Raw genomic sequence first — 22,422 nt, 5'->3', positions numbered from 1 at the left:
CATGAGCGCGCCGGGGGACGTGATCGACGGACGGTTCGAGCTGGTTGAACGGCTCGGCAGTGGTGGGATGGGCACGGTCTGGCGCGCGCTGGACCGTGCCCTTCACCGCGATGTGGCCGTCAAGGAAGTCCGGCCCACGGCCGGCATGGAGGATCCGGACGCGGTGCGGCTGCTGCGCGAACGGGTGCTGCGGGAGGCCCGCGCCCAGGCCCGGATCAGCCATCCGAACGTGGTCACCATCCACCACATCGTGGACGGGGACCCACACCCCTGGCTGGTGATGGAGCTGCTGCCCGGCAACTCCCTCCAGCAGCGGCTGGAACAGGGCCCCATGCGGCCGGCCGAGGCGGCCCGGATCGGCCGCGAGGTGCTGTCCGGGCTGCGCGCGGCGCACGAGGCCGGGATCCACCACCGGGACGTCAAACCCGCCAACGTGCTGCTACGGGCGGACGGTTCGGCGGTGCTGACGGACTTCGGCATCGCCGCCATAAGGGAAGCCGCGTCGCTGACCCTGACCGGGGAGGTCATCGGCACCCCCGAGTACCTGGCGCCCGAGCGGATCCGGGGCACCGATCTGCCCGCCTCCGACCTGTGGTCGCTGGGCATGATGCTGTACGTGTGCGTGGAGGGCGTGAGCCCGATGCGCCGGGCCACCACGCTGGCCACCCTCGCCGCCGTGCTCGACGACCCGGTGCCCGCGCCCCGCCGGGCCGGCGCCCTGGGCTCCGTACTCGCCGCCGTCCTGGTCCGGGATCCGGCGCAGCGGCCGGATGCGGCACGGCTGGATGCGCTGCTGGCCGCGGTGGTGGCGGGCCGGGAGCTGCCGCCGGAGCCCACCCGGGTCGACCGCCCTCCGGCCCCGGCCCCCGCCCCGGAAGCTGATCAGCGGGCGCCCGCCAGCCGGTTCGGGCCGCCGCCGACCCCGGCGCCGCGGTACGACGCAACGCCCCGGGATGCGCTGCCGACCCTCGGCGCCGGCGGGCCCCACGGTCCGGCACCGGAGACCGGGCGCCGGGAGCGGATCACCCCGCTGGCCGCGGCGGCGGCCGTACTCGCCCTAGCGCTGCTCGGCGTCGGCGGGTACGCACTGTTCAAGCCAGAGGCACCGGGTCACGAAGACGGCCGGAACCCGACGGTCCCGCCGGTGGTCGCCACGACGCTGTCCCCGTCCCCGACGCCGTCGCCAACGCCGAGCCCCACAGCACCGCGCACTCCATCACCCACGCCATCGCCCACTCCCCCGGCCACGAAGTCGGCCGGTCCGCCGGCAACCCCCGCTACCGTGCCGGAGCCGGAACCCGAGCCGGCCGGGCGCTGGATCGCCCAGCTCCACTCCGAGCCCGAAAGCACCGGCACCGCCGCCCGCGACCGCCGCCTGGCCACCGTCCGCGCCACCGTCCCGGAGGCCCTGGTCCTGCGCAGCCGCGACCACGCCGCCCTCAACCCCGGCTACTGGGTGATCTACGCCCCCGGCCCCTTCGCCGACGGCAAGGCCGCCCTCGCCTTCTGCGCGCAACGCAGCCGGACCACCGCCGACCAGTGCATCGGCCGCTGGCTCAGCGACGACCGGGCCGACTACGGCTACCAGTGCGCCCCGCCGGCCACCGCACCGGCCGGCCGCTGCCGGCACCCGGCGACCTGAGCCGGTCAGCCCGAGCCGGTGAGATCGAGCCGGTCAGATCGACTCGAGGAAGCCGAGCACGGTGGCCCAGGCCCGCTCGGCGGCCTCCGCGTCGTAATCCGGCAGGTCCGGGTCGGTGAACAGGTGCCCTGCGCCCGGGTAGCTGTGGACCTCCACGTCCGCGCCCGCCCGCTGCATCCGCAGGTACCACGCGGTCAGCCAGTCGTGCGGCTCGAAGACGTCCGGGTCCGCGATGTGCAGCTGCACCGGCAGGTCGTCGACCGCCGCGTCGTCTGCGATGTCGGCGGTGCCGTGCATCAGGAGCAGGCCCCGGGCCTTCTCGTCGGCGAGCGCCAGCTGCTGGGCCACCGAGCCGCCGAACGAGAACCCGGCATAGACCAGCCCCCGGTCGGAGTAGGGAGCGGCGGCCAGCACCGCCCGCTTGAGCAGTTCGTCACGGCCCACCTCCTCCTGGAAGGCCATGCCCTCCTCGACGGTCTCGAAGGTCCGGCCCTCGAACAGATCCGGCACCTGCACCTGGTGGCCGGCGTCCCGGAGCCGGTCGGCGGCGGCGTGCACGGCGGGCCGCAGTCCGTACGTCGAGTGGAAAAGGATGATGTTCATGTGCCCATCGTGCCAGCCGGGGCCGACAGCGGTCGGTTACGGTCGAAGGCATGGAGACCGTGCTCCGCTCACTGCTGCTGCGCCGTTGTCTGCCGCCCCTGCTGCTCCTGCTCTGCGCGGCGGGACTCAAGGCCTTCCTCCGGGACCCGGGCAGACTCGGACAGCTGCTGACCCTGGTGGTGATCGGTGCGGCGGCCTGGCTGGCGGTGCGGATCGCCGACGCGGCCGTGGAGGCCTCGTACGGACGGTATGCGGCCGGGAACACGGACGAGGCGCGGGTACGGCGGGTGCGTACCCAGGTGGAGCTGATCAAGCGGGTGGTGACCGCGGTCGTGGTGGTCGTGGCGCTCGCCGCGATGCTGCTGACCTTCCCGGCGATGCGGACGGTCGGCGCGTCGATGCTGGCCTCGGCCGGTGTGCTGGGCATCGTGGCGGGCATCGCCGCGCAGTCCACCCTCGGCAACCTGTTCGCGGGGCTCCAGATCGCCTTCGGCGACACCGTCCGGATCGGCGACACCGTGGTGGTGGACAAGGAGTGGGGGAAGGTCGAGGAGATCACCCTGACCTTCCTGGTGGTGCGCACCTGGGACGAGCGGCGGATCACCATGCCGGTCTCGTACTTCACCTCGAAGCCGTACGAGAACTGGTCGCGCGGCGGTGCGGAGATGACCGGGACGGTGTTTCTGCACCTGGACCACCGGGCGCCGGTGGCGCTGCTACGGGAGAAGCTGGACGGGATCCTGAAGGAACTGCCGGAGTGGGACGGGCGGTCCAGCGGGCTGGTGGTCACCGACACCACCCCGCACACCATTCAGGTGCGCGCGGTGGTCACGGCGAAGGACGCGGACGATGTGTGGACCCTGCGGTGTGCGGTGCGGGAGCGGCTGATCGCCTGGCTGGCAGCGGAACACCCGTACGCCCTGCCCCGCATCGCCACCTCACCGGCGGCCGAACTCGGCACCGCCCCCGACCCCGACACCGGCGCCGAACCCGACCCTGAATAGCGCCCCGCCGCCCGGCGCCCGCTCCGCCGTCAGCTCAGCCCCGTGCGCCCGCGCAATCTGGCGGGCCATGGCCAGGCCCAGGCCCGAGCCGGGGAGGGTGCGGGCGGTGTCGGCGCGGTAGAAGCGGTCGAACACATAAGGGAGGTCCTCCGGGGCGATGCCCGGGCCGTGGTCGCGGACGGTGAGGTGGGTCGGGGTGAGGTCCACCTCCACCGGCAGGCCGGCCGGGCTGAACTTGGCCGCGTTGTCGAGCAGGTTGGACAGCAGGCGGGCCAGCCGGGCGGGGACGCCGGGGAGGACGATCTCCGTGGTGTGGAGGGTGAAGGGCACGGCGGGCCAGTGGGTGCGGGCCGCCTCCACGGCCTGCTCCACCAGCGGCGCCAGCCGTACCTGTTCGACCAGCGGCTGCGGCTCCTCGTCCCGGGCCAGCTCGATCAGGTCGTTGACCAGCCCGGTGACCTCGCGCAGCTGCCGGCCGAGCGCGCCGGCGGCCCGGTCGCGCTGGGCCGGGGTCAGCCGGTCGGCGCGGGCCAGCAGTTCGGCGTTGGTGCGGAGCGCGGTGAGCGGGGTGCGCAGCTCGTGCGAGGCGTCGGCGACCAGGCGGCGCTGGGCGGTGACGGACTGTTCGAGTTCGCCGAGCATGGTGTTGAAGCTCCCTGCGAGCCGGGTGATCTCGTCCTCCCGTCCCGGCGGCGGCAGTTCGATGCGGTGCCGGGGATCGCGGGTGGCGGCGATGCGTTCCGCGGTGGCGGTCAGCCGGCTGACGGGTGCGAGGCCGGTCCGGGAGACCCAGTAGCCGAGCGCGGCGGCGAGCAGCACCCCGGCCGCGCCGGTGAGGGCCAGGCTGTGGGCCGCCTGCCGGATGCCCTGCTCGACGGTGTCGGTGCGCAGCGCGACCCGCAGGGCGCGGCCCTTGGCGTAGTCGGTGGTGAGCATCCGGGCGGGATGTCCGTCGAGGGTGAAGTTGGTGTAGTACGGGGCGCGTTCGCCGGCCGCGACGAGCCGCGCGGGCGGGCCGGGCGGCAGCAGGTAGGGCGTACGGGGGTCCTGGGCGGGGTCGGCCGGTACGACCTCCGCGCAGGCGGGCGCGGCCAGGAACCGGCACTGCCCGGCCAGCGTGCCGGGCGGTGCGGATCGGTACTGCTGGGCGACAAGTCGGGCGGACTGGGTGAGGCTCAGGTCGAGCTGCTGGTACAGCTGAGCCTGGACGATGAAGAAGGCGGCGGTACAGACGCCGACCGCGACGAGGGCGACGGCGGCGGTGGCGGCGAGCGCAAGCCGGGTCCGCAACGGCCGCCGCCGCCTCCACCGCGCCCCCAACCGCCGCCTGCCCGGCCCAGCCCCCGCCAGGTCCGGGGCCGCCGGGTCCGGACCCGTCATGGCATGTCCAGGCGGTAGCCGACGCCGTGCACCGTGTGCACCAGTCGGGGCTCTCCGCCCGCCTCCAGCTTCCGCCGCAGATAACCGACGTACACGGCGAGGGAGTTCGACTCCGGCCCGAAGTCGTGACCCCACACCAGCTCCAGGATCAGCTCCCGCGGCAGCACCTGCCCCGGATGCCGCAACAGCAGTTCCAGCAGGGCCGCCTCGGTGCGGCTGAACTCCAGCGGGCGGTCCCCCCGGTGTCCGGTCCGGGTCTCCGGGTCCAGGACCAGGTCCCCGAAGCCGAGCAGGCCGCCGCCGCCCGCCGGATCGGGGGCGGCCCGCCGCAGCAGCGCGCGGATCCGGGCCACCAGCTCGTCCAGGGCGAAGGGCTTCACCAGATAGTCGTCCGCGCCCGCGTCCAGGCCGTCCACCCGGTCACTGACCGAGTCCAGGGCGGTCAGCACCAGAACCGGGGTACGGTCGCCCAGCGCGCGCAGCCGCCGGCAGACCCCGAGCCCGTCGAGCACCGGCATCCGGACGTCCAGGACGAGCGCGTCCGGCTGCCAGGACACCACCTCCGTCAGGGCGGCCAGCCCATCGGCGGCGCCCCGCACCTCGTACCCCTCGACGGCCAGCCCGTCCTCGACCGCGGCCCGCACCTCGGGCTCGTCGTCGACCACCAGAATCCGCTGCATATTACAAAGCGTGCCAAACAGGCGCGGAGAAGCAAAAAACCTCTTAGAACGTTCTTAGGACACACCCGTTGAGTGTGGCCATGAACACACACCTTTCCGTGGTGATCGGTGCCGGCGGCACCGGCGGCCACATCTATCCGGGGCTGGCGCTCGCCGACGCGCTGCGCCGCGCCGTCCCCGGGGCCGAGGTCTCGTTCATCGGGACCGAGCGCGGCCTGGAGACCGACCTGATCCCGGCCGCCGGCTACCGCCTGCACACCGTCGACATGATCCCCTTCGACCCCTCGCTCGGCGCGAAGCGCTATCTGCTGCCCGCCGCGCTGCTGCGCTCGGCCGGCCAGGCCAAGGCGGTGCTGCGCCGGCAGGGCGCGCAGGTGGTGGTCGGGATGGGCGGCTACCCGAGCGCGCCCGCCGTGCTGGGGGCCAGGATGGCCGGGCTGCCCGCGCTGATCCACGAGTCCAACGCGGTACCGGGCCGAGCCAACCGCTTCGCGGCCCGGCTCACCCCGCACCTCGCGGTCGCCTTCGACCGGAGCCGGCCCCATCTGGCCGGCGGGGAGCGAGCACTGACCACGGGCATGCCGATCTCCGCGGCCCTGGCCGCGCTGGGCCGGGACCGGCTTGCGTACCGCGCGGAGGCCCGGCAGGCGCTGCGGGTGCCGGACGGGCGGCGGCTGGTGGTCTTCAACGGCGGCAGCCTGGGCGCGGCCCGGCTCACCGCCGCCGCCGTCGGCCTCGCCCGGCAGTGGCAGGACCGGGACGACGTACAGCTGCTGATCAAGACCGGGCCGGCCGCGCTGTCGGCCACGGCGGCCGGGCTGGCGGCGGACGGCGGGCACTGGGTGGCGCGGGCCGTGCCGTACCTGGACCGGATGGACCTGGTGTACGCGGCGGCCGACCTGATCGTGTGCCGGGCCGGTTCGGCGACGGTCGCGGAGCTGGCGGCCACCGGGGTGCCGGCCGTGCTGGTCCCCTACCCGCACGCCCCCGGCGACCACCAGACACACAACGCCCGGGTGCTGTCCGACGCCGGCGCCGGGCTGCTGCTGCCGGATGCCGAGACCACGGCCGACCGGCTGGCCGGGCTGATCGAGCCGCTGCTGGCGGATCCGGCGCGGCTGGCGGCGATGTCCGGCGCCGCCGAGCCGGGCCCGCACGGCCGGGCCGCCGAGCTGCTCGCCATCGAGGTGCTGCGCCTCGCCGGCCACCCCCTCCCCTCTTCCGTACTGGAGCACGCATGAGCATCGACTGGAACAACCGCACCGTCCTGGTCACCGGAGCCGAGGGGTTCATCGGCTCGACCCTGGTGGACCTGCTGGTGGCCCGGGGCGCCCGGGTCCGGGCCTTCGTCCACTACAAGCCGTACGCCGAGAAGGGCCATCTGGCGCGCTACCTGGCGGATCCGGCCGGGCCGGTGGAGATGTGGGCGGGCGACGTCCGGGACGCGGGCCGGGTCAGCGATGCGGTGGCCGGCTGCGACACCGTCTTCCATCTGGCGGCGCTGATCGGGATCCCGTACAGCTACGACTCCCCGGGCGCGTACGTGCAGACCAACGTCACCGGCACCCAGAACATCGCGGAGGCCTGCCGCCGCCACGGGGTGCGCCGCCTGGTGCACACCTCCACCAGCGAGGTGTACGGCACGGCGCTCACCGCCCCGATCGACGAGAGCCACCCGCTGCAGCCGCAGTCCCCCTACTCCGCCTCGAAAATCGGCGCGGACATGATGGCCCTCTCCTTCCACCACGCCTTCGAGCTGCCGGTGGCGGTGGTCCGGCCGTTCAACACGTACGGGCCGCGGCAGTCGGCCCGCGCTGTCATCCCGACGATCCTGGCGCAGCTGCACGCGGGCGCCGAGGAGATCCGGCTGGGCTCGCTGACCCCGACCAGGGACTTCACGTACGTCACGGACACGGCGGAGGGTTTCCTCGCGGTGGCCGACTGCGACCGCGCGCTGGGTCAGGTGGTCAACCTGGGCAGCGGCCGGGAGATATCCATCGGAGACCTGGCCCGGGCCCTCATCACGGCCTCCGGCCGGGACGCGGTGGTGACGGAAGACACATCCCGGCTGCGCCCCTCGGGCAGCGAGGTGGAGCGTCTGCTGTCGGACAACTCCCGGGCCCGGGAGTGGGCGGACTGGAAGCCGCAGGTGTCCCTGGACGAAGGCCTGCGACGCACCTCGGACTGGATCGCCGCGCATCCGCACCTGTTCGCCCCGGACCGCTACCAGGTCTGACCTCTCAGGAGGTCCGGAGGCTGCGGACGTCCAGGTGGCGCAGGACCCGGTCGACGACCTCCGGGTCCGCGCCCGGCTCGCTGCGGGCGGCGAGGACCTCGTGGCGGGCGGCGGACATCATCTCGCGCTGGATGCGCTGGATGTGCCGGATGCGGGAGACCCTCTGCGCGTACGCCTCGCGGCGTTCCTCGTCGACCAGGTCGGGGCTGATCCGGGCACCGACGTCGTACGCCCGCCGGTACAGCGTCTCCATCAGGTCCTCGGGGAGGTCCTCGACCTCCTGGATCTCCTTCAGCCGCTGCTTCGCCGCCTTCGCCGCGCGCAGCGCGAGCCGGCGCTCGAATGCGCGCTTGGCGTCGGTGTCCGCCTCCACTCCGAGCCGGCGCACCAGCCACGGCAGGGTGAGGCCCTGCGCCACCAGCGTGGTCATGATCACCGCGAAGGCGATGAAGACGATCTCGTCCCGGGCGGGGAACGGCAGCCCGTCGTCGGTCCGGAGCGGGATGGCCAGGGCGAGGGCCACCGAGGCCACCCCGCGCATCCCGGCCCACCACATCACCACGCTCTCCCGCCAGCTCAGCGGGATCTCCTCGTCCCAGTCGCGCCCGGTGTGCAGCTTGCGCGCCAGCCAGGACGCCGGCAGCAGCCACACCAGCCGGACGCCGACCACCACCGCGATCACCGCGGCGGCCCAGCCCGCGAGCTGCCCCCAGCGGCCGTGCGCGGTGCTGAACACGGTGTGCAGTTCCAGCCCGATGAGCCCGAAGGCCACCCCCGTGACCAGGGTGTCGACGATCTCCCAGAAGGTGTGCCCGGCCAGCCGGCCCAGGACGTCGTCGGCGTCGGTCGCGTACTCGGCGAGGAACAGGGCGGTGGTGAGGACGGCCAGCACCCCCGAGCCCTGGAATTCCTCGGCGAGGACGTAGGACACGAACGGCACCAGCAGGGTCAGCCCGATCTGCAGGGTGGCATCGCCGAGCATCCCCATCAGCCGGTTCGCGACCCAGCCCAGGGCCAGTCCGACGGCCACCGCGACCACCGCGGAGAGCACGAACTCGCCGAGCGCCTCGGGCCAGGAGAAGCTGCCGCTGACGACGGCGGCCACGGCGACGTGGTACAGCACGATGGCCGTCACGTCGTTGAACAGGCCCTCGCCCTCCAGGATGGACACCATGCGCCGGGGCAGTCCCAGCGATCCCGCGACCGCGGTGGCCGCGACCGGATCGGGCGGGGCGACCAGTGCGCCCAGGGCCAGCGCCGCGGCGATCGGCAGCCCGGGCACCACGGCGTGGGCGGTGGCGGCGACCGCGGCGGTGGTGACGAAGACCAGGGCCACGGCCAGCAGCAGGATCGGCCGCACATTGGCCGCGAACTGCCGCCAGGAGGTGCGCTGCACGGAGGCGTAGAGCAGCGGCGGCAGCACCAGCGGCAGGATGAACTCGGGCGGGATGTCGACGTTCGGGATCGCCGGCACCAGGGCCAGCGCCACCCCGCCGAGGGTCATCAGCACCGGCGCGGGCAGGCCCAGCCGGTCCCCGAGCGGCACGGTGACCACGGCGCCGAACAGCAGCACGAAGAGCAGGAGGAGCTGATCCACTCCCCCACCCTGTCAGCTCTGTCCGGTTTTGAACCCTTACGGCAGGGTGCGCCGCATGGCCCGGTGCGGCATGCCCGCATCCTCGAACTCCGGGCCGTACGCCACGTAGCCGAGCCGCTCGTAGAAGCCGAGCGCATGCGTCTGGGCACCGAGGTCCACCGCGGCCAGGCCCAGCCGGACCGCCTCCGCCTCGATCGCACGGACCAGCGCGGCGCCGACCCCGAGGCCGCGGGCGGCCTTCAGCACGGCCAGCCGGCCCAGGGCGCCGACCTCGGGCGAACCGGTCTTGCCGAGGGCGGCCTCGCCGTACAGCAGCCGGCCGGTGCCGAGGGGGCCGTCCGGCCCGACGGCCAGCACATGCACGGCCCCCGCGTCGTAGGCGTCGTACTCGACCGACTCCGGGACGCCCTGCTCCTCGACGAACACCTCGGTGCGGACGGCGAAGCAGGCGGCCAGGTCCGCCTCGCCGGTGGCGACCCGGACCTCGTAGGCCGCGGTCACTCGCTCTCCGCGCGGATCACGTCCAGCGCGTGCTGGAGGTCCGCCGGGTAGCTGCTCTCGAACTCCACCCACTGCCCGTCGGACGGGTGCTCGAAGCCGAGCCGGACCGCGTGCAGCCACTGCCGGGTCAGGCCCAGCCGCTTGGCGATGGTCGGGTCGGCGCCGTAGGTCAGGTCGCCCACGCAGGGGTGCCGGTGCGCGGACATGTGCACCCGGATCTGGTGCGTACGGCCGGTCTCCAGCTTGATGTCGAGCAGCGAGGCGGCACGGAAGGCCTCGATCAGGTCGTAGTGGGTGACGGAGGGCTTGCCCTCCTGGGTCACGGCCCACTTGTAGTCGGCGCTGGGGTGCCGGCCGATCGGCGCGTCGATGGTGCCGCTCATCGGGTCGGGGTGACCCTGGACGAGGGCGTGGTAGCGCTTGTCCACGATCCGCTCGCGGAACTGGTTCTTGAGCGAGGTGTAGGCGCGCTCGGACTTGGCGACGGCCATCAGGCCGGAGGTGCCGACGTCCAGGCGGTGCACGATGCCCTGGCGCTCGGCAGCGCCGGAGGTGGAGATCCGGTAGCCGGCGGCGGCCAGGCCGCCGATGACGGTGGTTCCGGTCCAGCCCGGGCTCGGGTGGGCGGCGACCCCGACCGGCTTCATGATCACGACGATGTCCTCGTCGTCGTGGATGATCTCCATGCCCTCGACCGGCTCGGCGACGATCTCGACCGGCCGCGGCGGCGCTGGCATCTCGACCTCGAGCCAGGCGCCGCCGTGCACCCGCTCCGACTTCCCGACGACGCTGCCGTCGACCGACACCTTCCCCGCAGCCGCAAGGTCGGCCGCCTTCGTCCGGGAAAAACCGAACATACGGGCGATGGCGGCGTCGACGCGCTCGCCTTCGAGGCCATCGGGAACGGGCAGGGTGCGGATCTCGGGAATCGTACTCACCCGTCGAGTATGCCTTGTCAGTCCTTGTGGACGGTGCCGTCCGGGTCCAGGCCCCGGAAGGACAGCAGCACGATCAGGATGCCGCCGCAGACGATCGCCGAGTCCGCGAGGTTGAAGACGGCGAAGTGCGCGGGCGCGATGAAGTCGACCACTGCGCCGCGGAAGACGCCGGGCGAGCGGAAGATCCGGTCGGTGAGATTGCCGAGCGCACCGCCCAGCAGCAGGCCCAGGGCAATGGCCCAGGGAAGGCTGTAGAGCTTCCGGGCGAGCCGCACGATCACCACGATCACGGTGGCGGCGATACAGGTGAAGATGATCGTGAAGGCCTCGCCGAAGCCGAAGGCGGCGCCGGGGTTCCGGACCGCCTCGAACTTCAGCAGGTCCCCGATGATCTCGATGGGGACCTGGTGCTCCAGCTTCGCGACCACCAGCATCTTGCTGCCCAGGTCGAGCAGGTACGCCAGCAGGGCCACCACCAGCAGCGCGGTGATCCGCCGCCGCCCCTTGGGCTGCGCGGGCTCCGGCTGGGTGTCGTCCCCGACCTCCGGCGTACCGATGATGCGCTCCGCCTCTGCCACGTGAGTCCCTCGTCCTGGCTCGACAACTGAAGACGAGGGTACGTCACGGCCCCGGACCGGCCCTCCGCATCCCCGCTCGGGCAGGCCCCAGGCCCGCTCTAGTGCCGGCGCTCCTGCTTCTGCTTGCACTCCACGCACAGTGTGGCCCGGGGGAAGGCCTGCATCCTGGCCTTGCCGATGGGCTGGCCGCAGCTCTCGCAGAGCCCGTAGGTGCCGGCGTCCAGCCGCTCCAGGGCCCGCTGGGTCTGCTCCAGCATCTCCCGGGCGTTCGCGGCCAGGGCGATCTCGTGCTCCCGCGTGATGTTCTTGCTGCCGGTGTCGGCCTCGTCGTCGCCGGCGCCACCGCCGCCGTCCCGCATCAGGCCGGTGATGGCCAGCTCGGAGGCATCCAGCTCGGACCGCAGCCGCAGCACCTCGCCCTCCAGCTCGGTACGGGCCTGTGCGACCTCGGCGGGGCTCCAGGGGTCCTCGCCCGGCCGGACCGCGAGCTCCGCCGAGGCCCGGGCCTTGGGCAGCCCGCTGGTGGCCGCGGCGGCGGTCTTCCTGGCCCTGCTCGTGCCCGTGCTCTTCTTGGCAACCACGTTCTGGACTCCCGTCTCGGTCGTCTCCCCGGCCACCTCGGCAGGGGCCGCCTTCCCGGCCTTGGCCGGGGCCGAGCGCTTCCCGGCCGCCGTCCCCGCCGGGGCCCGCTTCTTCGCGGCCGGGGCCGCCCGTCCGGCAGCCGGCGCCGAGCCGGACGCGGCCGGCGCCGGCTCGCCGTCCACCCGCTTCACCGCGGCCGTCTTGCCCGCCGCGGCCCGCTTCGCCGGGGCCCGCTTCGGCTGGACGTCTGGGGCCGCCCGTTGGGCGGCCTTGGCCGCCGTCGACTGCTTCTTCGCCACCATGGCTGCGGCCCCTTCACATATGGTGATCTAGCACGCAAATCGTGCTGGGACGATAAATCGACTCCGGCCCCGCGGCAACGGGGCACGCGTCCTCCGAGACCAACCTGCATCCGTTGTGCCCAGCTCAGCGCCCGGTAATCCGCCACCCGCCGCCCTCCCGCCCCCGACCGCGGCCGTCGGACCATTCGGGTCAACGGAATTCCGGTCTGCCGAGCGGCCACCTGGCCCGTACACTGGGCCCAGCGAAAGGCATGGATGGGGACGAGTAGCCTCGTAAGCAGCCAGGAGCGACCCGGGGACGGTGAGAGCCCGGGGGCGAGCGCGATGCGAAGGATCACCCCGGAGCCGCCGGAAGAACACCCAGGGACGCCCGGTCCACGGGTCAGTAGAACCGGCTCGCAACCCCAATGAGGGGGCCACCGGCGCGCGCAGGCGCACCCGGGGGCCAAGGAGGGTGGTACCGCGGGAGCTGCGCGCTCTCGTCCCTCCGGACGGAGAGACAGACCCCGCCGGAGGAAGACGAAAAGCCTCATGACGAACCCGCCGCAGTACCGCCCGGTACCCGCCCAGGTCGATCTGCCCGCCCTGGAGCACGCCGTCCTGGAGTTCTGGCAGGAGAGCAAGACCTTCGCCAAGAGCCTGGAGCAGTCCGAGGGCCGCCCGGAGTGGGTCTTCTACGAGGGCCCGCCGACCGCCAACGGCATGCCTGGCGCGCACCACATCGAGGCCCGCGTCTTCAAGGACGTCTTCCCCCGCTTCCGGACCATGCGCGGCTACCACGTGGCCCGCAAGGCCGGCTGGGACTGCCACGGCCTGCCCGTCGAGCTGGCCGTCGAGAAGGAGCTCGGCTTCAGCGGCAAGAAGGACATCGAGGCGTACGGCATCGCCGAGTTCAACGCCAAGTGCCGCGAGTCCGTGCTCCGCCACACCGACGCCTTCTCCGAGCTCACCACCCGCATGGGCTACTGGGTGGACCTGGACGAGGCCTACGTCACCATGGACCCCGAGTACGTGGAGTCCGTCTGGTGGTCCCTGAAGGAGATCTTCAACAAGGGCCTCCTGGTCCAGGACCACCGCGTGGCCCCCTGGTGCCCGCGCTGCGGCACCGGCCTCTCGGACCACGAGCTGGCCCAGGGCTACGAGACGGTCGTCGACCCCTCGGTCTTCGTCCGCTTCCCGCTGACCTCCGGCCCGCTGGCCGGCGAGGCCGCGCTGCTGGTCTGGACGACCACCCCGTGGACCCTGGTCTCCAACACCGCCGTGGCCGCGCACCCCGAGGTCACGTACGTCGTCGCCACCAACGGCGAAGAGAAGCTGGTCGTCGCCCAGCCCCTGCTGGAGAAGGCCCTCGGCGAAGGCTGGACGGCCACCGGCGAGACCTTCACCGGCAAGGAGATGGAGCGCTGGACGTACGAGCGCCCGTTCTCGCTCGTCGAGTTCCCGAGCGTCAGCGAGGGAACCAATGGGAGCAGCCCGGCGCCCGCCCACTACGTCGTGAACGCCGACTACGTCACCACCGAGGACGGCACCGGTCTGGTCCACCAGTCCCCCGCCTTCGGCGCCGACGACCTCGCGGTCTGCCGCGCGTACGGCCTGCCCGTCGTGAACCCGGTCCGCCCCGACGGCACCTTCGAGGAGGAGGTCCCGCTTGTAGGCGGCCTCTTCTTCAAGAAGGCCGACGAGAAGCTGACCGCCGACCTCGACGCCCGCGGCCTGCTCTTCAAGCACATCGCGTACGAGCACAGCTACCCGCACTGCTGGCGCTGCCACACCGCGCTGCTCTACTACGCGCAGCCGTCCTGGTACATCCGCACCACCGCCGTCAAGGACGCGATGCTGCGGGAGAACGAGAAGACCAACTGGTTCCCGGACTCGGTCAAGCAGGGCCGCTTCGGCGACTGGCTGAACAACAACATCGACTGGGCGCTGTCCCGGAACCGGTACTGGGGCACCCCGCTGCCGATCTGGCGCTGTGAGGAGAACCACCTCACCTGCGTCGGCTCGCGCGCGGAGCTGAGCGAGCTTTCCGGGCAGGACCAATCCGCCCTGGACCCGCACCGCCCGTACATCGACGAGGTCACCTTCCCCTGCACGGCGGAGGGCTGCTCGCTGGAGGCCGTCCGCGTCCCGGAGGTCATCGACGCCTGGTACGACTCGGGGTCGATGCCGTTCGCGCAGTGGGGCTACCCGCACAAGAACAAGGAGATCTTCGAGAAGCGCTACCCGGCGCAGTTCATCTCGGAGGCGATCGACCAGACCCGCGGGTGGTTCTACACCCTCATGGCGGTCGGCACTCTGGTCTTCGACAAGTCCTCCTACGAGAACGTGGTCTGCCTGGGCCACATCCTCGCCGAGGACGGCCGCAAGATGTCCAAGCACCTGGGCAACACCCTGCAGCCGATCCCGCTGATGGATCAGCACGGCGCGGACGCGGTCCGCTGGTTCATGGCGGCCGGCGGCTCCCCGTGGGCGGCGCGGCGCGTGGGCCACGGCACGATCCAGGAGGTGGTCCGCAAGACCCTCCTGACCTACTGGAACACGGTCGCCTTCCAGGCGCTGTACGCCCGTACGTCGAACTGGGCGCCCTCGGCCTCGGACCCGGCCCCGGCGGACCGCACGGTCCTGGACCGCTGGCTGCTCTCCGAGCTGCACGCCCTCGTCGGCGAGGTCACGGACGCGATGGAGGCGTACGACACCCAGCGCGCCGGCAAGCTCCTGTCCTCCTTCGTGGACGACCTCTCCAACTGGTACGTGCGCCGCTCGCGCCGCCGCTTCTGGCAGGGTGACGCCTCGGCGCTGCGCACCCTCCACGAGGTGGTGGAGACGGTCACCCGCCTGATGGCCCCGCTGACCCCCTTCATCACGGAGCGGGTCTGGCAGGACATGGTGGTCCCGGTCACCCCGGAGGCCCCGGAGTCCGTCCACCTGTCCTCGTGGCCGGTCGCGGACGCGGCAGCCGTGGACCCGACCCTCTCCCGGCAGATGCTGCTGGTCCGCCGCCTGGTGGAGCTGGGCCGGGCGACCCGTGCCGAGTCCGGCGTGAAGACCCGGCAGCCGCTCTCCCGGGCCCTGGTCGCGGCGACGGGCTTCTCGGCCCTGTCGGCCGAGCTCCAGGCCCAGATCACGGAGGAGCTGAACGTCTCCTCGCTGGCCTCGCTCTCCGAGGTGGGCGGCTCGCTGGTGGACACCACCGCGAAGGCGAACTTCCGGGCGCTCGGCAAGCGCTTCGGCAAGGGTGTGCAGGACGTGGCGAAGGCGGTGGCCGCGGCCGACGCGGCGGCCCTGTCCTTGGCCCTGCGGTCCGGCTCCGCCGAGGTCTCGGTGAACGGCGAGACCGTGACGCTGACCCCGGAGGAGGTCATCATCACGGAGACCCCGCGGGAGGGCTGGTCGGTGGCCTCGGATTCGGGCGCGACGGTCGCGCTGGACCTGGAGATCACTCCGGAGCTGCGGCTGGCGGGCCTGGCGCGTGACGCGATCCGCCTGATCCAGGAGGCCCGCAAGAACTCCGGCCTGGACGTCGCGGACCGCATCGCCCTCCGCTGGTCCTCGACGGACCCGGAGGTCGTCACGGCCCTGACGGACCACGCGGCCCTGATCGCGGACGAGGTCCTCTCAACGGACTTCGCGTCGGGCGAAGCGGACGCCACATTCGGCACCCCGTTCACGGACGACTCCCTGTCCCTGACGTTCCGCCTCCGCAAGGCCTAACCCCGCCCACCCTGTGGCCCGGCCCCCTCCCAGAAGGGCGCCGGGCCACAGCCGTTCCATTTCCCCCACCCCGCCCCTCCCCGAAACCGGGGCTCCGCCCCGGACCCCGTGGGGATGCCCGGGCTCCGCCCGGCACCCCGTTTCGGGGGCTCCGCCCCCGGACCCCCGTGGTACGGGGCTGCGCCCCGTCAGGGGCGCGGGGAACTGCGCGACCAGCCACAGCCGGCCCGCAGGCCCGAAAGCAAGGGACGCCCCCGGGACCGGGGGCGGGGTCCGGGGCGCAGCCCCGAGAACGGGTGCGGGCGAAGCCCGTGCACCCGGCGGGGTCCGGGGCGGAGCCCCGGTTTCGGGAAGGGGCGGGGTGGGGGAAGGCTCCGCGCAGCGGCAGCCTCGGCGGGGCACGCCAAAGGGCCGGGCCCGGTGCCCCCGAAGGGGAACCGGGCCCGGCCCTGAGTGACTGCCGCTGCGGCTTAGTTGTCGTCCTCGTCGATCAGGAAGCCCCGCATCGGCGACGGCGCCTGCTGCATCGGCTGCGGCGCAGCCGGCCGCACCGGAGCCATCGGCTGGGTCATCGCCGGCGACATCTGCTGCTGGCCGCCGTACGACGGGCCGCCGCCCATCGGGGACGGGGGCGCCATCGGGGACGGAGCCCCCATGGAGTGGCCCATCGCGCCGGCCGGAGCCATCGACGGCGCCGGGGACGGCGGCAGCGAGGCGGTGGCCGGGGTGCGCGGCGGGGCCAGCGAGTCGTCGGCCTGGGTCTCCAGCTGGCGCAGCTGCGACTCCAGGTAGGACTTCAGTCGCGTACGGTACTCACGCTCGAAGCCCCGCAGGTCCTCGACCTTGCGCTCCAGCGTGGCGCGGGCGGACTCCAGGGAGCCCATCGCGACGCGGTGCTTCTCCTGCGCGTCCCGCTCCAGCGCGTCGGCCTTGGCACGGGCGTCCCGCTCCAGGCCCTCGGCACGGCTCCGCGCCTCGCCGACGATCTTGTTGGCCTCGGAGCGGGCCTCCGCGATCGCCTGGTCGGCGGTCTGCTGGGCGAGCGAGAGGACACGCGCGGCGCTGTCGCCACCGGGGCCCTGGCCGGGCTGCGGCAGCTGCGGCGGCTGGTGGCCCATCGGCTGCATCTGCTGCCCCATGGGCTGCATCTGCTGACCCATCTGCTGGCCCATGGGCTGCATCTGCTGCCCCATCGGCTGCATCTGCTGCCCGAGCGGGTTCTGGCCGCCCATGGACGGGTTGCCCGCCATCGGGTGCTGCTGCATCGGACCGCCCATGGGGCCGCCCATCGGACCGGGACCCTGCGGGCCCTGGCCGCCGGGGCCCGGCGGAAGCTGCGGCGCGCCACCCGGCAGCTGGGGCGGACCCATCTGCGGGGGACCCTGCTGGACCGGCGGGCCGGATATGGCGGCGGGCACGGGGGCGCCCGGACCGCGCTGGTCCTGCGGCTCCGGCTTGCGCATGCCCTGCTGCTGCTGGTTCTGCGCGGCGGCCCGGGTCGCTGCGGCCAGCTTGGCGCGCAGGTCCTCGTTCTCGCGCAGCAGGCGCGTCAGTTCGGCCTCGACCTCGTCGAGGAAGGCATCGACCTCGTCCTCGTCATAGCCTTCTCGGAGGCGGACGGTCGTGAACTGCTTGTTCCGCACGTCCTCGGGAGTCAGCGGCATCTCTTCTTCACCTCTACGTAGTCGTCGGCAGTCGGCCAGGCCGGGTCGTCCATGTCCATCGTCATCTCGCGAAGCTGCTCACGACACTGATCAGGATGTAGACGATGATCATGAGCACGAAGAAGGACAGGTCAAGTGCCACGCCCCCGAGACGCAACGGCGGGATGAATCGCCGCAGAAGCTTGAGCGGTGGATCGGTGACAGTGTAGGTGGCCTCCAGAACGACCACCATCGCCTTGCCCGGTTCCCATGAACGTGCGAACTGGAAGACGTAGTCCATGACCAGTCGGAAGATCAGCACGATGAGGAAGCACATCAGCGCGATGTAGACCACCTGCAGTGCGACACCCATTCCGTGCTTCCCTCTCCCCGTGCTCTCGCCTGTTCCGGTCTAGCTCTGGTTGAAGAACCCGCCCTCCGCAATGCGGGCCTTGTCCTCCGCCGTGACATCGACGTTAGCAGGCGACAGCAGGAACACCTTCTGTGTCACGCGTTCAATGCTGCCGTGCAGTCCGAACACCAGCCCGGCCGCGAAGTCGACCAGACGCTTGGCGTCAGTGTCGTCCATCTCGGTCAGGTTCATGATCACCGGGGTGCCCTCGCGGAAGTGTTCCCCGATGGTACGGGCCTCGTTGTAGGTCCGGGGGTGCAGTGTCGTGATGCGGTACGGCTCCCGCTCGGACACGACCTTGGGCATGATCACGGGGGCGTTCTTCTCCTGATTCGGGCGGTCGGGTGTGATGGACGCCACGGGGGCGATTCGCGCGGGTCGTCCGTTTTCCAGCGGCAACGGGATCGGCTCGCGGGGCGCCGGAGGCTGGGCGATTCGCACCGGTTCGTCCGTTACGGGCGGTTGGTGCACCGGCTGTTGCCGGCGATCCCGGTCCCGGGAGCGCTCCAGCTCCGGCTCCGGCTCGAACTCGTCATCGGGGTCGTATCCGGGGTTGTCGTACCGGTCGTCCTCCACGAGGCCGAGGTAGACCGCCATCTTGCGCATTGCGCCGGCCATTCTCCGAGTCCTCCGCTCTGTGGTGGATCGCCCACCGACAAATGTCGCAGTGTCACAAAAGTCACCAACTGCCCGCGATCCACGTGGTCTGCCCGCTCAGTTGCGGGAATGACCATATTTTCTGCTGTGGTCCGACTTTCTTCGCGACGTTACCCGAGCCGGGGTCTCGCGCCGAGTACCGCAGTGCCGACGCGTACATGTGTCGCTCCGGCCGCAACGGCCTGTTCCAGGTCTGCGCTCATCCCGGCCGACACCATGGTCGCAGCCGGATGGGCGGCGCGCAGGCCGCTTGACAATTCCATCAGCCGCTCGAAAGCGGCCTGTTCGCGTCCCGCGTAGGGGCCGGCCAGCGGGGCCACCGTCATCAGCCCGTCGAGCCGCAGTCCGGGTGCGCCGGCGACCAGGTCCGCCAACTCTCCGAGCAGGTCGGGGGCTGCGCCGCCGCGGGCGCCCTGCTCCCCCGACTCGGCGTCGAGGGCGATCTGCACCAGGCAGCCCAGCTCCCGGCCGGCCTTCACCGCCGCCGCGGAGAGCGCGGTGACCAGCCGGGGCCGGTCGACGGACTGCACAACAGTTGCGTATTCCGCCACAGAACGGACTTTGTTCGTCTGCAACTGGCCGACGAAATGCCAGGTGAGCGGCAGATCCGCGCAGGCGGCGGCCTTGGGCGCGGCGTCCTGGTCGCGATTTTCCGCCACATGACGGACACCCAGCTCCGCCAGCAGTCGTACGTCGCTCGCGGGGTGGGTCTTGGTGACCACGATGAGGGTCACCTCCTCCCGCTTGCGCCCGGCCGTCGCGCAGGCGGACGCGATACGGTCCTCCACCTGCGCGAGGTTGGCGGCGAGCTCGGCCTTACGGTCCATCATCAATCTGCTTCCAGGAAGACATATCCGGCAAGGCGGCCGGTCACCCGGTCTCGGCGGTACGAGAAGTGGTCCCGCGACTCCAGTGTGCAGACCGGGGAACGCCTGGCGTCCACCACCCCCAGCTCTGCCAGCTGGGCGTGCACCCCGGCGACCACGTCGACGGCGGGGGTTCCCCAGCTCGTCTCGGCCCGGGCGGCCGGCACCACCGCGGCGACCTCGTCCCGCATGGCGGCCGGAACCTCATAACAGCGCCCGCAGACGGCCGGTCCGGTACGGGCGACCAGCCGGGCCGGGTCGGCGCCGAGCGCGACCATCGCCTCGACCGCGGCCGGTACGACCCCGGCCACCAGCCCGGGCCGGCCCGCGTGCGCGGCGGCCACGACTCCGGCGACCGGGTCGGCCAGCAGCACCGGCACGCAGTCGGCGGTGAGCACCGCCAGGGCCAGGCCCCGACGGGCGGTCACCACCGCATCCACGGCGGGGATCTGCTCCTTCGGGCCCCAGGGCCCGTCCACCACGGCGACGTCCCGGCCGTGCACCTGGTTCATCCAGACCACCCGGTCCGGGTTCAGGCCCAGCTCGCGGGCGGCCCGCGCCCGGTTCTCGTACACGGCGGCCGGGTCGTCGCCGACCGCCCCGCCGAGGTTGAGCTCCTCGTACGGAACGGCGCTCACCCCGCCCCACCGGTCGGTGAAGGCGAAGTAGGCGCCGCTCTCGGTGTGCTGCCCTATCGTCACTTCAAGAAGTCCGGAACGTCCAGTTCCTCCGCCGGGCTGTCCTGGTAGGGGCGGGCCGACGGAACCGGCGGGGCGGTGGCGGCGGACTGCCGGTCCTCGTTCACCGGAGCCGCCTCGACCGGGGCCGGGGGCTCCTCGCGCGGGGTGACCGTACCGAGTCCACCGAAGGACGGGCGGGCCGGCTCGGCCGCACGGACCGGGGCCGGGGGCTCCTCGCGCTTGGTGGAAGCGGCACCGATGACGTTGTCCCGGCGGGCAGGAGGCTGCCCTCCGTCAAAACCCGCGGCGATCACGGTGACCCTCACCTCGTCGCCGAGGGCGTCGTCGATGACGGCACCGAAGATGATGTTCGCCTCGGGGTGCGCGGCCTCGCTGACCAGCTGGGCGGCCTCGTTGATCTCGAACAGGCCGAGGTCCGAGCCACCGGAGATGGAGAGCAGGACGCCCCGCGCTCCGTCGATGGAAGCCTCGAGCAGCGGCGAGGAGATCGCCATCTCGGCGGCGGCCACGGCGCGGTCGTCGCCGCGGGCCGAGCCGATGCCCATGAGCGCCGATCCGGCTTCGGACATCACGGACTTGACGTCGGCGAAGTCCAGGTTGATCAGGCCCGGGGTGGTGATGAGGTCGGTGATGCCCTGCACACCGCTCAGCAGGACCTGGTCGGCCGACTTGAAGGCGTCGAGGACGCTCACCTGGCGGTCCGAGATGGACAGCAGGCGGTCGTTGGGGATGACGATGAGGGTGTCGACCTCTTCACGGAGCTCGGCGATGCCGTCCTCCGCCTGGTTCGCGCGGCGCCGGCCCTCGAAGGTGAACGGCCGGGTGACCACACCGATCGTCAGGGCGCCGAGCGAGCGCGCGATGTTGGCGACGACGGGCGCGCCGCCGGTGCCGGTGCCGCCGCCCTCACCGGCGGTGACGAAGACCATGTCGGCCCCCTTGAGGACCTCCTCGATCTCCTCACGGTGGTCCTCTGCCGCCTTGCGACCGACTGCCGGGTTGGCGCCGGCGCCGAGGCCCCGGGTGAGTTCCCGGCCGACGTCGAGCTTGACGTCGGCGTCGCTCATCAACAGCGCCTGTGCGTCCGTGTTGATGGCGATGAACTCGACGCCCTTGAGACCGACCTCGATCATTCGGTTGATGGCATTGACACCACCGCCGCCGACACCGATGACCTTGATGACTGCGAGGTAGTTCTGCGGTGCTGCCACGTCGAAGGCCTCTCGCCTCGAGTTACGTGTCGCCGCCTCGCGGGCCTGCGGTGCGACGACTGATGCCGAAATGGGGACGGTCCGAACGCGCCGACCCGAACCCTAACCCTGAAGTTTAGGGTTAGGAGTGTGTGCTGTTGCTTGGATCCCTTGGACTTCCGAACAGGACACTAAGTCGACAAGTAGCACGTGTTCAACGAACACGCCGAACCTCCCGTTTTTCTTTTCACCCTATGTGATCACCCGTATCGCTGGCCAACCAGGGTGCTCCGATGTTGGACTCGACGTCAACTCCCGGACACCGCAGGGGCCGTGGGGGCACTCACGTCAAAGTGGCCGGCCTTGGGCGCGGCCTTCAGCAGAGCCGTCAGCGCGCGTGCTTTTGCCACACCCTGTTCGGCACTGCCCCACATGACCGTTCGGTCCCGGCTCAACTCCAGCACCACGGAATCGTACGAGCCGATACGGACCCGCAGGGTCTCCCTGGCCACGGCCTCGGGCAGGTCCCGGGCGATGCCCACCGCCTCGTGCAGCAGCCGTTCCTCGTCGAAGCGGCGCAGGCTCGGCGACCGGCCGGCGTCCAGTTCCAGGACCGGAACGCCCTTGGGGGCGTTCGGCACCGTGTCGAATCGCACACCCGAAGCGTCCACTTCGACGAAGTTGGCGTCCTTTTTGATGAGCAGGACGGGTTTGCGCTCCGTCACTTCCAGTCCGATCCCGTGCGGCCAGGAACGCACCACATCGACCGATTCGATCCGGGACAGCCGGGCGCGCAGCCGGCGCGCAATCTCCTCGGTGTCCACCGTCGCCAGCGGGGATCCGACCGGCACCGCTGCGGCGTCCAGTACCTGACGGGGAGTGAGCACCTCGGTGCCGGTGGCGGTGACCTTCTCCACCCGCAGCCATGGGGAGCCGTACAGCACCCAGGCGCCGCCGGCCCCGAGCAGGACGGCCGCGGCGACCGCCGCCGCCACCGGGCCCCGGCCGAACCGCTTCCAGCCGGGGCCCTGCCCCTTCGAAGATTTCGAAGACTTCGAGGGCTTCGAGGACTTCGATGCCTTTGGCACCTTCGACGCCGTCGACGACTTCGCCGACCTCGAGAACCAGGGGAATTTCGGGGGTTTGCGGGACTTGGGCGGTCTGCCGCTCTTCTTCCCGGACCCGGGGTTCCCGCGCTC

At 72.1% G+C, this 22,422-nt stretch carries 20 protein-coding genes; 5 read left to right on the top strand and 15 right to left on the bottom strand.

The features are described 5' to 3' along the window. Window position 1: 1 nt before the first annotated feature. Complete coding sequence (locus tag ABT123_RS09730) at window positions 2-1,642, top strand: serine/threonine-protein kinase (protein ID WP_351311530.1); 1,641 nt, start codon at window positions 2-4, stop codon at window positions 1,640-1,642. Window positions 1,643-1,675: 33 nt separating this feature from the next. On the opposite strand, the gene ABT123_RS09725 is transcribed toward ABT123_RS09730, so the two are convergent. Further along, a complete protein-coding gene (locus ABT123_RS09725) occupies window positions 1,676-2,245 on the bottom strand; it encodes a dienelactone hydrolase family protein (protein ID WP_351311528.1) in 570 nt (189 codons plus the stop codon). Between the two features lie 50 nt (window positions 2,246-2,295). On the opposite strand from ABT123_RS09725, the gene ABT123_RS09720 reads away from it, so the two are divergent. After that, a complete protein-coding gene (locus ABT123_RS09720; protein ID WP_351311526.1) occupies window positions 2,296-3,249 on the top strand; it encodes a mechanosensitive ion channel family protein in 954 nt (317 codons plus the stop codon). Here ABT123_RS09720 and ABT123_RS09715 read toward each other — a convergent pair. After that, window positions 3,184-4,629, bottom strand: a complete 1,446-nt coding sequence (locus tag ABT123_RS09715) for a sensor histidine kinase (RefSeq protein WP_351311524.1) — start codon at window positions 4,627-4,629, stop codon at window positions 3,184-3,186. The two genes, ABT123_RS09720 and ABT123_RS09715, sit on opposite strands and share 66 nt — an antisense overlap. Then, window positions 4,626-5,309 (bottom strand): response regulator transcription factor, encoded by a 684-nt coding sequence (locus ABT123_RS09710; RefSeq protein ID WP_351311522.1) that lies wholly within the window; start codon window positions 5,307-5,309, stop codon window positions 4,626-4,628. The genes ABT123_RS09715 and ABT123_RS09710 overlap by 4 nt, the downstream gene beginning before the upstream one ends. 80 nt (window positions 5,310-5,389) lie before the next feature. On the opposite strand from ABT123_RS09710, the gene ABT123_RS09705 reads away from it, so the two are divergent. Beyond that, window positions 5,390-6,550, top strand: coding sequence for a UDP-N-acetylglucosamine--N-acetylmuramyl-(pentapeptide) pyrophosphoryl-undecaprenol N-acetylglucosamine transferase (locus ABT123_RS09705; RefSeq protein WP_351311520.1), 1,161 nt, complete (start codon window positions 5,390-5,392; stop codon window positions 6,548-6,550). After that, window positions 6,547-7,545: an SDR family NAD(P)-dependent oxidoreductase gene (locus tag ABT123_RS09700; RefSeq protein ID WP_351311518.1), complete on the top strand. Its 999-nt coding sequence runs from the start codon at window positions 6,547-6,549 to the stop codon at window positions 7,543-7,545. Before ABT123_RS09705 ends, ABT123_RS09700 begins: the two co-directional genes overlap by 4 nt. A gap of 4 nt (window positions 7,546-7,549) precedes the next feature. On the opposite strand, the gene ABT123_RS09695 is transcribed toward ABT123_RS09700, so the two are convergent. The 5 genes from ABT123_RS09695 to ABT123_RS09675 all read right to left on the bottom strand — a co-directional run bounded on the left by ABT123_RS09695 (window position 7,550) and on the right by ABT123_RS09675 (window position 12,043). After that, window positions 7,550-9,142: a Na+/H+ antiporter gene (locus tag ABT123_RS09695; protein WP_351311516.1), complete on the bottom strand. Its 1,593-nt coding sequence runs from the start codon at window positions 9,140-9,142 to the stop codon at window positions 7,550-7,552. A 36-nt stretch (window positions 9,143-9,178) separates the two neighbouring features. Continuing rightward, window positions 9,179-9,643: a GNAT family N-acetyltransferase gene (locus ABT123_RS09690; protein ID WP_351311514.1), complete on the bottom strand. Its 465-nt coding sequence runs from the start codon at window positions 9,641-9,643 to the stop codon at window positions 9,179-9,181. Next, the gene (locus ABT123_RS09685) at window positions 9,640-10,581 is read right to left on the bottom strand and encodes an RluA family pseudouridine synthase (protein ID WP_351311512.1); all 942 of its coding nucleotides are present in this window, start codon (window positions 10,579-10,581) and stop codon (window positions 9,640-9,642) included. Before ABT123_RS09685 ends, ABT123_RS09690 begins: the two co-directional genes overlap by 4 nt. Window positions 10,582-10,598: 17 nt before the next feature. Next, window positions 10,599-11,159 carry a signal peptidase II gene (lspA, locus tag ABT123_RS09680; protein ID WP_351311511.1) on the bottom strand — a complete coding sequence of 187 codons (561 nt, stop codon included), beginning with the start codon at window positions 11,157-11,159 and terminating at the stop codon, window positions 10,599-10,601. Between the two features lie 98 nt (window positions 11,160-11,257). After that, on the bottom strand, window positions 11,258-12,043 hold the full coding sequence (locus tag ABT123_RS09675) for a TraR/DksA family transcriptional regulator (protein WP_351311509.1): 786 nt from the start codon (window positions 12,041-12,043) through the stop codon (window positions 11,258-11,260). Window positions 12,044-12,574: 531 nt separating this feature from the next. Here ABT123_RS09675 and ileS point away from each other — a divergent pair. Beyond that, window positions 12,575-15,754, top strand: coding sequence for an isoleucine--tRNA ligase (gene ileS / locus ABT123_RS09670; RefSeq protein WP_351311507.1), 3,180 nt, complete (start codon window positions 12,575-12,577; stop codon window positions 15,752-15,754). A 470-nt stretch (window positions 15,755-16,224) separates the two neighbouring features. Here the strand turns inward: ileS and ABT123_RS09665 are convergent, their stop codons facing one another. The 7 genes from ABT123_RS09665 to ABT123_RS09635 form a co-directional block, all read right to left on the bottom strand. After that, complete coding sequence (locus ABT123_RS09665) at window positions 16,225-17,418, bottom strand: DivIVA domain-containing protein (RefSeq protein ID WP_351311505.1); 1,194 nt, start codon at window positions 17,416-17,418, stop codon at window positions 16,225-16,227. 61 nt (window positions 17,419-17,479) lie between these two features. Next, on the bottom strand, window positions 17,480-17,770 hold the full coding sequence (locus tag ABT123_RS09660) for a YggT family protein (RefSeq protein ID WP_351311503.1): 291 nt from the start codon (window positions 17,768-17,770) through the stop codon (window positions 17,480-17,482). Between the two features lie 39 nt (window positions 17,771-17,809). Then, window positions 17,810-18,427, bottom strand: coding sequence for a cell division protein SepF (locus ABT123_RS09655; RefSeq protein ID WP_351311501.1), 618 nt, complete (start codon window positions 18,425-18,427; stop codon window positions 17,810-17,812). A 149-nt stretch (window positions 18,428-18,576) separates the two neighbouring features. Then, window positions 18,577-19,296: a YggS family pyridoxal phosphate-dependent enzyme gene (locus ABT123_RS09650; RefSeq protein WP_351311499.1), complete on the bottom strand. Its 720-nt coding sequence runs from the start codon at window positions 19,294-19,296 to the stop codon at window positions 18,577-18,579. Next, entirely contained in the window at window positions 19,296-20,033 is a 738-nt protein-coding gene (pgeF, locus tag ABT123_RS09645) for a peptidoglycan editing factor PgeF (protein ID WP_351311498.1), read from the bottom strand. Before pgeF ends, ABT123_RS09650 begins: the two co-directional genes overlap by 1 nt. Then, window positions 20,030-21,244, bottom strand: a complete 1,215-nt coding sequence (gene ftsZ / locus ABT123_RS09640; RefSeq protein WP_351311496.1) for a cell division protein FtsZ — start codon at window positions 21,242-21,244, stop codon at window positions 20,030-20,032. The genes pgeF and ftsZ overlap by 4 nt, the downstream gene beginning before the upstream one ends. A gap of 287 nt (window positions 21,245-21,531) precedes the next feature. Further along, entirely contained in the window at window positions 21,532-22,311 is a 780-nt protein-coding gene (locus ABT123_RS09635; RefSeq protein WP_502970923.1) for a cell division protein FtsQ/DivIB, read from the bottom strand. Window positions 22,312-22,422: the final 111 nt, after the last annotated feature.

It is taken from the genome of Streptomyces sp. NPDC002054 (assembly GCF_040296685.1).
Classification (GTDB): Bacteria; Actinomycetota; Actinomycetes; order Streptomycetales; family Streptomycetaceae; genus Streptomyces.
This window is presented reverse-complemented; position numbering and strand designations above follow the sequence as displayed.